The following is a 9,981-nucleotide window of genomic DNA, read 5'->3' as shown; positions in this document are numbered from 1 at the left end:
AAACGGTAAATCAACCAGCACCACCATAACAGTAGGAAGCTACACACTACCAACCTCAAGCAGCGAAAGCCTAACCACCGGAACAATGACCTTAGATAGTTATGTTGACTTCGCCAGCAGACTAAGCGAATACATACAATCTAACGGCCAAGCACCACCATACGGAGTAATCGGCCTCGGACAAATCAGCTACCAATCACAAATCTACCTATACAGCAGAATACTCACATCCTACGCAAACAACGGCACACTACCAACCACAATAACCGTCAAACAATGGACCAACAACAACATACCCATAACCGAACCAAGTTCTGTAACTATTCAGCAAGTTCTGACTGCGGCACAAACAGTCAAAAACTACATAGAAACCAACAAAGCATTACCCTCAACCGTAACAGTAGGAACAACCACCATAAACATGGCACAATTCCTATACCTAACCACAACAGCAACCACACTACTAAACAATGGCCAACCAACTAGTACCACAATTGGACTAGGAAGTTACACACTACCAACCTCCAGCAGCGAAAGCCTAACCACCGAACTTCTATTAGATGATGACTATGTGGACTTTGCTAAACGTATAGCAGATTATATTGGAAGTAATGGAGCAGCACCTGCCTACGGTTATGCTAATATTGGACAGGTTGGTTATGAGTCCCAGATCTACATGTACAGTAGGATACTGAGTTACTATAAAACCAACGGAGCATTACCCTACAACATAGTGGTTAAATCATGGTCTGCATCTAATATAGGTACCGCTGGAGTTAATGTGCAGTTTAGTATAGCGGATATCGCTGCTACAGCAACTGGTGTGAAAAATAATGTAGAACTTTACAGTTATCTTCCTTCGACAGCCAATGTTGGAGGAGTCAAGATCAGCATTGCCCAGTTCCTGTATTTAGCTACTAAAGCCGTTGTACAAATAAACAGTGGAAACAACTCCCCTATAACACTGGAAAACTACAATTTACCCTCTTCAAGCTCGGAGAGCATAACAAGTAGCGGTGCAATTGGTTTATCAGAGTACGTGGACTTTGCAAGTAGAATTAACTCCTATATGGTAAGCAACAAAATAGCACCGTATACTGGAGTAGTGAGTTTAGGATACCTCGGCTATGAGACCCAGATTTATCTCTTCAGCCAAGTACTTGATTCCTATGCCAACAATGGCGCATTGCCTAGTTCAGTCAGTGTGAACCCATGGATAACAGTTATCTATAAAATACCTGCTGAGTATCTGGTATACATCCAGCCCTCAAATAACTGTCAGTCAGATAATGCTCAGATCATTGCTCTGGCCAACAGTATAACTGCAGGCGCTAGTACACCTTACGAAAAGGCTGTGCTGATATTCAACTGGGTACGGGATAATATCGGTTATTCCTTCTACTATGACACTAAATATGGAGCAGTTGGAACACTGAGCGCTGGATCAGCAAACTGTGTTGATACTTCACACCTGATGATAGCACTCCTGAGAGCATCAAACATCCCGGCACGTTACGTGCATGGATACTGTCAGTTCTCTAGTGGTAGCTGGTACGGGCACGTATGGGTACAGGTATATGCCAATGGGCAGTGGTACACAGCAGATGCCACCAGTTCATACAACACTTTCGGTTCTATAAACAACTGGAATACTGCAACAGCAACTGTATATGGTACATATGCGTCATTAACGTTTTAATAAACTAAAAAACCCCCCTTTTCTTTTTTTTATTCTTTTTATGCTAAAATCACATTTAAAATCTAACATCACGTTAAAAATTAGTTTCTAAGGATTTGATCTAAAAATAACATTTTCCCAAAAGGTATTTATTTTCAGGAAACGATCACTTACAAAAAAAATTATTCTCAAATAAATTATTTCCAATCTCCAATAAACTACCTCTAAATATGAACCATACTTTGAATAAATTGATTTTAGAACTTATTTTTTGTAATCAGATCTATAAAATTACGTTAAACGGAAAATACTTTTAAAAAATAAGGGATGATTATCTTCCAATGAATTTATTAATATTATAAATTACATAGATAGCTTCACTGAATTTTTAAAATAAATATAATTACATGTAGATTTTTCATTTCTTGGAATTGGTGGAATTATGAAGATCGCAATAACTGGAAAGGGAGGAGTGGGTAAAACCACACTGGCAAGTACTCTTGCTGTTATTCTGTCTAAAAAGTATAAAGTATACGCCATTGATGCTGATCCTGACATGAACCTGGCAGGGAGTCTGGGGATACACAAACCCATAACACCCATATCTAAAATGAAAGATCTTATAAAGGAAAGGACAGGTGCAGAACCAGGATCATCCTTTGGAGAAGTTTTTAAAATGAATCCAACCATATCTGATCTTCCAGAGTCCCTTTCAACCGATTACGACCCTGAGGGTCGTCTTAAAATTCTGGTTATGGGTACTGTTGATAAGGGCGGGGATGGATGTGTGTGCCCGGCATCAGTAATGTTAAAAGCTATTCTGCGAAATCTGATCATTAAAAAAGATGAAATTGTTATTTTAGACATGGAAGCAGGGATAGAGCACCTTGGAAGGCGTACTGCAGAGGCCGTGGATGTTATGATTATTGTGGCAGAACCTGGACTCAAATCTCTGGAGACAGCCAGCCGAATTAAAAAACTGGCCACAGATATAGGTATCCAGAAGGTGGTGGCAGTGATTAACAAGGTTGCCAGCCCATTGGAAGAAAAATTTGTGGTAGAAAAGCTTAAAGAAATGGATGTGGATGTGTTAGGCAGTATTCCTCGGGATGATATGGTTGTCATATCAGACATGGAAGGCCTTCCACTGGCTAATTACCCTGATTCGGCAGCTTTTGAGTCGATTGCACAAATTGCAGAAAATATTTTAAATCATTACCCCTCCAATTAACCTATCAATGAGGTCTAAAATATTATGAAGATCAAAGCCACCATCACCTTCAGTTACCAGAACGATAAACAGGCAAAAGTTGCTTTTAAATCACTTCTACCTGAAAATACTGGTTATTTAGAGTCGCGACAAAAATATAATTCTTTAATCTGTAATTTAGAAGGAAAATCACTTAAAACAATACTATCAACTGCAGATGACCTCATATTCTCAGAAATGCTGGTTGAAAAAGTATTGGATATTCAATAAAATTAGAAACTTACAAAAAAAATTATAATAAATATTTAAAACTATTATAAGCTTAAGGATGTTATAAAAATGAAATTCGCATTAAAAGGAGAAGTTTTACTCAGTAAAGATGCTGATGGAGCCTTAGATGATATTACCCATTTTATCCAGCAGGCCAATAATGACCTGTTCCTGAAGGGAGTTGCACCGGAACAAAAAGATGATGCTTCCCAGATCGTGGAGTGGAACCTGGAAGGTAACACTCTCCACCTGGATATAGTCTCCGGTAGACGGGGAAGAGCACATGATGCACTTCTTCGTATGAAAAAACCCCTCACACAACTTTTAGGACCAAAATACCATATTGGTGTTCGGAAAATCACTGTTCAGGATTATCAAATTGAGTTTCCATCCAGGGAACTGGTTGATGTAAGCGAAATGCCCTATGTAGAGGATGCAACATTCGATGATGGAAAGATGGTTATCCAATTCCAGCAACTGGAAGAGGGAGATCTCAGAAACCACGTGGTGGACAGGGTGGTTAAGCATGTTCTGGCAGAGACTGAAAGGATGGATTCCGCTGAAGACGAAGATGCAGATGACATTCTAACCCGCCAGGTTACCAAAATCGAACCAGGAACCATAACTGGACGCAGTCAGAAATTCCCAGTATTTTTTGAAGGGGACCCCACTGAAGAGGCAGTTAAACAGGGTTGGGTTAAGAAGTTCCCGGGTAAGGGACAGTGGTTCTACGGACCCAAGTTCATTGCACTGCAGCGTGCCATTGAAGATATATTCATGGAGGTTCTGGTGGAAAAACTGGAATTTTTCGAGTGCATGTGGCCTAAACTCATACCCATACCAGTGATGAATAAGATGCGTTACCTGGAAGGACTTCCAGAGGGAATGTATTACTGCAGTGCACCCCGCCGAGACCCAGAACTATTTAAAAAGTTCAAAAACGAGCTTTTAATAAAAAAGGAAGTTCCCATTGATCGCCTGAAAGATGGTTTGAAAGACCCATCTTACGTTCTGGCACCGGCTCAGTGCGAACCATTCTACGAGTTCTTCAGTCACGAAGTTCTAGATGAAAAAGACCTACCCATAAGACTCTTTGATAAGAGTGGCTGGACCTACCGATGGGAAGCTGGTGGAGCCAAGGGTTTGGATCGTGTGCATGAATTCCAGAGGATTGAACTGGTCTGGTTAGGCACACCGGATCAGGTGGAAGAAATTCGTGACGCTACACTGGAAATATCACAGGAACTGGCCAACAAAATGGAACTGGAATGGTACACTGAAATCGGTGACGACCCATTCTACCTGGAAGGTCGAAAGGTGGAAGAGCGAGGCATAGAATTCCCAGACGTCCCTAAATACGAGATGCGTGTTGTTGTACCCGGTGCTGATAAGGGAGTAGCCGCGGTTTCTGCCAACGTTCACGGTACCCACTTCACAGAAGGATTTTCCATTAAAGAAACCCACAACCACACCTTATGGACTGGTTGTACTGGTATTGGAATAACCAGATGGTTATTTGGTTTCCTGGCACAGAAAGGCTTTGATAAGGAGAACTGGCCAGAGGTTGTTCGCAAGCGAGTAGGAACTGTTCGCACACCGCAGGTTCTGACCTGGCCTTAGATAACTTAAAGGTTAAATCTAAATCCATTGAATAATCATAGTATTTCTACTGAAGAAAAAAATCACAAAATACAATCAGTAGATTTATTTTATTCTTTTTAGTATTCCTAATATTTCATATTCGTTTTTCAATATCTAAAGTAATCCTAGTAATCCCTAGTAATCCCTAGTAATCCCTAGTAATCCCTAGTAATCCCTAGTAATCCCTAGTATATCCATAGTATATCCATAGTAATACCCATAGTAATCCTAATAATCTCTAGTATCCTTCAATAGTCACAGTATTTTTTTAGTTCAATTCCTTAAAAATATCATTTTATACGAAAAATGCCAGTTATGAAGACTTAAATCAAAATAGAGTAGCTATAATTAAGAAATAGTAAATTTGTAGTATAAATATTCGTTGCTATTAAAAAATTAAAAAATTAAAAAAATAAAGAAGGATTAGACTGAAATGGGCCTATTCTTCTTTGGTTTCTTCTTCAGTTAGTTTTTCTGGAACTTCTTCAGTAGAAACTTCTTCTTCAGTAGACTCTTCTACTTCTTCCTTGCGGGTGAATGAATCAATGAAGTCTACTGTAGCAATGTCCATGTTTTCCTGGATGTCCCGTGCAATGCGGAACCTGGCCATGGTTACATCCATGTAAGGGCGCTGGTCGAATTTGGCCATTTCATCCATTGCGATGATGACTTTATCATCTTCAATGGTTACCTGGTGTTTTTCAGAGTCCAGGTTGGGGGCAGGGTAATGCAGGTCGATTAGGCTTCTGATTTTTTCAGTGTCATCTTCAATGATTTCCACTACTTTTACCTGGTATTCCAGGTTTTTACCGGCAAGTTCATGGTTGAAGTCCAGTCTTACTCGACCTCCACTAACACTCCTTATGATACCAGTGTTTCCTTCTGAGGTGATGGCCATTCCTACCTGTGGTTTTATGCCCTGTTTTTTGAACTCGGACATTGGAACCAGCTGGATCATACCAGGGTCACGTTCACCGAATGCTTCTTCAGGAGTTAGTTGGATGGTTTTTTCTTCACCTGCTTCCATGCCTTCCAGTGCAGTTTCCATTCCCTTTAGGACATGACCTCCACCCACGATTATGGATATTGGTCCGTAAGTTTTCTTGTCTGAGTGTATTCCGTTTTCTTCTGCTAACTCTTCAACAGTAGTATCAAAGATATCACCGGTTTCAGTAATTTTTCCGGTGTATTCAAGCTTTATAAAGTCTCCATTCTTCACTGGCATATCTCTAGCCTCCTATGTGATAATCTCTTTTTAAATTCTCTTAGAACTTCTTTATTTTTATAGTTTAATATGCGTATGGTTGAGGGGTAATTCTCAATATATCTATGCATGGTGTCCCTATCAATACGCGCCTCCAATGAGGATAAGACCCTTTGAACATGATGTCTACTGAATCCACGCGCAATACAACTTTCTATTTCAGTTAGATTATTGAATGGCCTTTTATCGATCATATTCTCAATGGTACGCTCATCAAGTAGGCTAAGGGATTTTAGATCAGGAACTGTGGCATTGTTAGCTGTGAAAAGGATAGTTTTCTCATCCCGAGTCTGGTGAAGAGGTGCTCTTTTATTTTCCATCTCTTCCCTCATGATCCTTATTGTTTCAGGAGGTAACATTTCCTCGGCTGATGCTAAAACTCCAGATACAACTGCTTCTCTAATTACAGTTCCACTTACTCCCTCTATCCTGGGTATGAATATGAATTTATTCTTGAAGTTGAAGCCAATTTTAGTAAGTGACTTTGATAAAGATACAATAACGTAATTATCTTCATTGAGTTTACCCTTTAATAAAACTTCTCCATTTTCCATATCCACCATACGGTATGGTTTGGGAGCTACTCCAGTGCCTCTGCCTATTTTTTCCAGTAGAATTTCAAAGTCCGGATCCGGTTTATACCCTCGGGGGATATAATCTGCATCCAGGGCCTGGAATGTCTTGGCCAGGCAGAGTGAGTACTGTCCTGATCCCATTATACCCATAGGGGGACCTTCAACCACGATATCAGCACCAACCGCAATGGCTGCCCTGGCACGTGCCTGTCGGGTCATGATGTAAGGTAATCCTCTTCCACTGCGTTCGAATAGTCCGGGGACTACTGCCACGAATATTCCATTTGGAACCTTTTTTTTGGCCTCCAGAAGGCAGTGCAGATGACCTTTATGCAGGGGGTTGTATTCTGTGAAATCAGCTAATATTTTAGTATCAGATGAATCAGATCCTGTATCCGGCAAATCTGATCCCATATCAAGTGAATCTGGCCCAGGATTTTGCGGATTTGATCCCATATCAGGTGAATCAAATTCCATGTCAGGTGAATCCAATTTAGATTTAGGATATTTAGGCAGAAAACGTGCATCTTTCAGGAATGTTTTCCTGTCCCTGACTATCATTGCTTTTACTAAATTTTCTACAGAAGACATGACATCCCCATTACTTATTGACATCATCAATGTTATATGATTATCCTTACAGAAACATCTACTGTGAAAATGATTGTAATTGAAAAATGCTAAATTAAAAAAAATAATTAAATTATAGGGCGTTAAATATGCTGGATATATGTATTACCAACTGTAAACTTGATATAGGAACTGAAGAGGTTTGTTTAGGAATTGAAGATGGGAAAATAGTTTCTATCAAAAAATTACCCACAGATGCTAGTTCAACCATTGATGTTAATAGTAAACTGGTTCTTCCCGGACTTATCGATGCTCATGTTCATTTTAGAGATCCTGGACTCACTAAAAAGGAGGATTTCTTCTCAGGTAGTGCTGCTGCTGCCGCTGGGGGTTTTACAACGGTTATTGATATGCCTAACACAATTCCGCCCACCAATACAACCCAGGCATTGAAAGAAAAAATGAGGATCGCTCGGGAAAAGAGTTTGGTGGACTTTGGTCTACATGTTGGAGTTGCTGATCTAGCTTCTATCAAAGAGCTTACTGAATATAAGCCAGCATCATTCAAAATTTTTATGGATCTAGTAGATTGTGACTTTTTAATAGAGGCTTTCTGTAAGATAAATGAGGTTCGAGATAATCTACTAAATGGAGTTCCTAGTCATCCATTAATTTCATTACATGCTGAAGATCCAGATGTGGTTAAGCAGTGCACCAATAAAATGAAAAAGGAAGGATCTGATCCTGAATTATATTCACAAGCTCGTCCACCCCAGGCTGAAATTGAAGCAATCCAGAAAGCCATTTTACTGTCGAAAAAATTCAACCAAAAAATACATTTCTGCCATGTCAGCACCCCAAAATCTCAAAAAATCATAAATCAAGCCAAAAATGATGGATTGAATGTGACATCTGAAATTACACCTCACCACCTGTTCCTGAATTCAAGTTACCTGAGAAAATATGGTAACCTGGCCAAGACTAACCCTCCACTGCGTGATGAGAAAAACCGATTAACTGTGGATAATTTATCCCAAATAGATATAGTGGGAACCGATCACGCCCCCCACACACTTGAAGAAAAAAATAAAGACGTGTGGAATGCTCCTCCAGGTATTCCTGGACTTGAAACTGCATTACCCCTTCTTTTAACCCAGTTGAATCAGGGTAAAATAATTGTTGGAGATATCAAACGATTACTATGTGAAAACCCTGCAAAAATATTTAATATCCCCAATAAAGGTTTTATAAGAAAGGGAATGGATGCAGATCTGGTAGTGATTGATTTAAAGAAATCATATGTTATTGATCCTGCTAATTTCCAATCTAAAGCCAAATATTCCCCATTTGAAGGTTTTCATGTCCAGGGAGTGCCAGTTATGACCTTGGTACGGGGGCAGAAAGTTATGGAAAAAGGCCATATTCTAAAAAACCAGGGAAAATTCATTTATTCATGAAAAGATTTTAGTCGAAAAATTTTAGTTTTAAATAGAATTTATTTATAAATAGAATCTTTTCGTTGATTTTATTGTTCTTTCAAAAAAAAAATTGGGAAAAAATTTCCCGTTATTTTTTTCTGAAAATGACTGCGGATAAACCAGTCAATACAAGTAACAGTGCCATTACAAGGGATGGTAAAGGCATTCCTGTATTTTGCATTCCCACAGTATTGTTCTCTGGTTGGGGTTGTTCTTTGACGTTGATAACTGCTGTTGCATTTCTTTGGTCCAATATAGGGTCATAAGATGCAGTGTATACATGGGCGTGGTTTTCGATTGGTCCTAACTTTTCAACTCCAACCGTTAGTATTAGCTGGGCTATTGTGTTTATAGTTAGGTTTCCAATGGTCCATATACCTGTTTCAGGATTGTATGATCCATAATTAGCTAGGGACCCAATGTATTTAAGTCCAGCTGGGAGTTTATCAAGGACATAAACATCTACAGCAGTATCTGGTCCCCAGTTTTGCACTATAAGTGTGAAGTAGATAGTTTCATGGAGATAAGGTTGTGGGTTACTGACTGTTTTTTCAATAGTTACATGAGATGTTTGAATCTCATTGTAGACTGATGCGGTTTTCCTACCAGATGGATCTGTTTCTGATGAAGTTGCTGCAGTGTTGTTCAGGCCCTGTGTGGCATTGGAAATTACAGTACCATTAATCCATATGGTTACATTCTGTCCTGGTGCCAGTCTATCGATTATTGGGGTTATATTCAGGGGATTAGTGTATGCAGTCCATGATATTCCGGTTGATGTGGAGTAATATGTGTTTTCCAACAAGTCTGGTGTGTAATAATCATCAAAGTTAACATTCAGAGCATCAGAAGGTCCTTCATTGGTTATTACTATGGTGTAATGGATTGGGTAACCTTTTACTATGTTATTTACATCTGATCCTTCTGTTACGGATGTTTTTGTAATATTCAGGATAGCCCTGGTGTTAATCACCGTGGTGGTGTTGTCTGTGAGGTTACCAGTCAAATTGGTGGTATTGCTGGAAACAAAAACAGTGTTATTAATGAGTCCCGTGGCATTGGATGGTACTAATCCTCTCAGATACAGATACGCAGCCCCATTTGCATTCAAACGACTAAACACATACTCATAAGGAGCCAACCAAACACTCCAGGACACATTATCCAAACTATACTCCTGACCAGTCAAACGTGAATCCAAAACATCACCAACCTTCACATTCAACGCATCACTAGGACCGAAATTGGTCACAGCAATAGTGAAGACCAACGGCTCACTCTGCCCCGCAGTAACA

General features: G+C 39.6%; 8 protein-coding genes. 5 read left to right on the top strand and 3 right to left on the bottom strand.

Annotated elements, in window-relative coordinates; translation table 11 throughout:
• From A994_RS12995 to serS, 4 genes are all read left to right on the top strand, one after another.
• Positions 1-1,699, top strand: a 1,699-nt coding sequence (locus A994_RS12995) for a transglutaminase-like domain-containing protein (RefSeq protein WP_004032081.1), incomplete at its 5' end; no start/stop codon positions are given.
• 421 nt (positions 1,700-2,120) lie between these two features.
• Positions 2,121-2,909: an ATP-binding protein gene (locus tag A994_RS12735; protein ID WP_004032080.1), complete on the top strand. Its 789-nt coding sequence runs from the start codon at positions 2,121-2,123 to the stop codon at positions 2,907-2,909.
• Between the two features lie 24 nt (positions 2,910-2,933).
• A complete protein-coding gene (locus tag A994_RS12730) occupies positions 2,934-3,158 on the top strand; it encodes a KEOPS complex subunit Pcc1 (RefSeq protein ID WP_004032079.1) in 225 nt (74 codons plus the stop codon).
• A gap of 69 nt (positions 3,159-3,227) precedes the next feature.
• Entirely contained in the window at positions 3,228-4,778 is a 1,551-nt protein-coding gene (gene serS, locus A994_RS12725; protein ID WP_004032078.1) for a serine--tRNA ligase, read from the top strand.
• Between the two features lie 460 nt (positions 4,779-5,238).
• Here serS and A994_RS12720 read toward each other — a convergent pair whose 3' ends face one another.
• On the bottom strand, positions 5,239-6,024 hold the full coding sequence (locus A994_RS12720) for a peptidylprolyl isomerase (protein WP_004032077.1): 786 nt from the start codon (positions 6,022-6,024) through the stop codon (positions 5,239-5,241).
• Positions 6,015-7,229 (bottom strand): nucleotidyltransferase family protein, encoded by a 1,215-nt coding sequence (locus A994_RS12715; protein WP_004032076.1) that lies wholly within the window; start codon positions 7,227-7,229, stop codon positions 6,015-6,017. Before A994_RS12715 ends, A994_RS12720 begins: the two co-directional genes overlap by 10 nt.
• A 128-nt stretch (positions 7,230-7,357) precedes the next feature.
• On the opposite strand from A994_RS12715, the gene A994_RS12710 reads away from it, so the two are divergent.
• Positions 7,358-8,665 (top strand): dihydroorotase, encoded by a 1,308-nt coding sequence (locus A994_RS12710; RefSeq protein WP_004032075.1) that lies wholly within the window; start codon positions 7,358-7,360, stop codon positions 8,663-8,665.
• Positions 8,666-8,774: 109 nt separating this feature from the next.
• On the opposite strand, the gene A994_RS12705 is transcribed toward A994_RS12710, so the two are convergent.
• On the bottom strand, positions 8,775-9,981 hold a 1,207-nt coding region (locus tag A994_RS12705; RefSeq protein WP_004032074.1), incomplete at its 5' end, for a DUF11 domain-containing protein.

The organism is Methanobacterium formicicum DSM 3637, assembly GCF_000302455.1.
Lineage (GTDB): Archaea > Methanobacteriota > Methanobacteria > Methanobacteriales > Methanobacteriaceae > Methanobacterium > Methanobacterium formicicum_A.
Note: the sequence above shows the minus strand (reverse complement) of the source record. Positions and strands in the feature narration are given on the sequence as shown.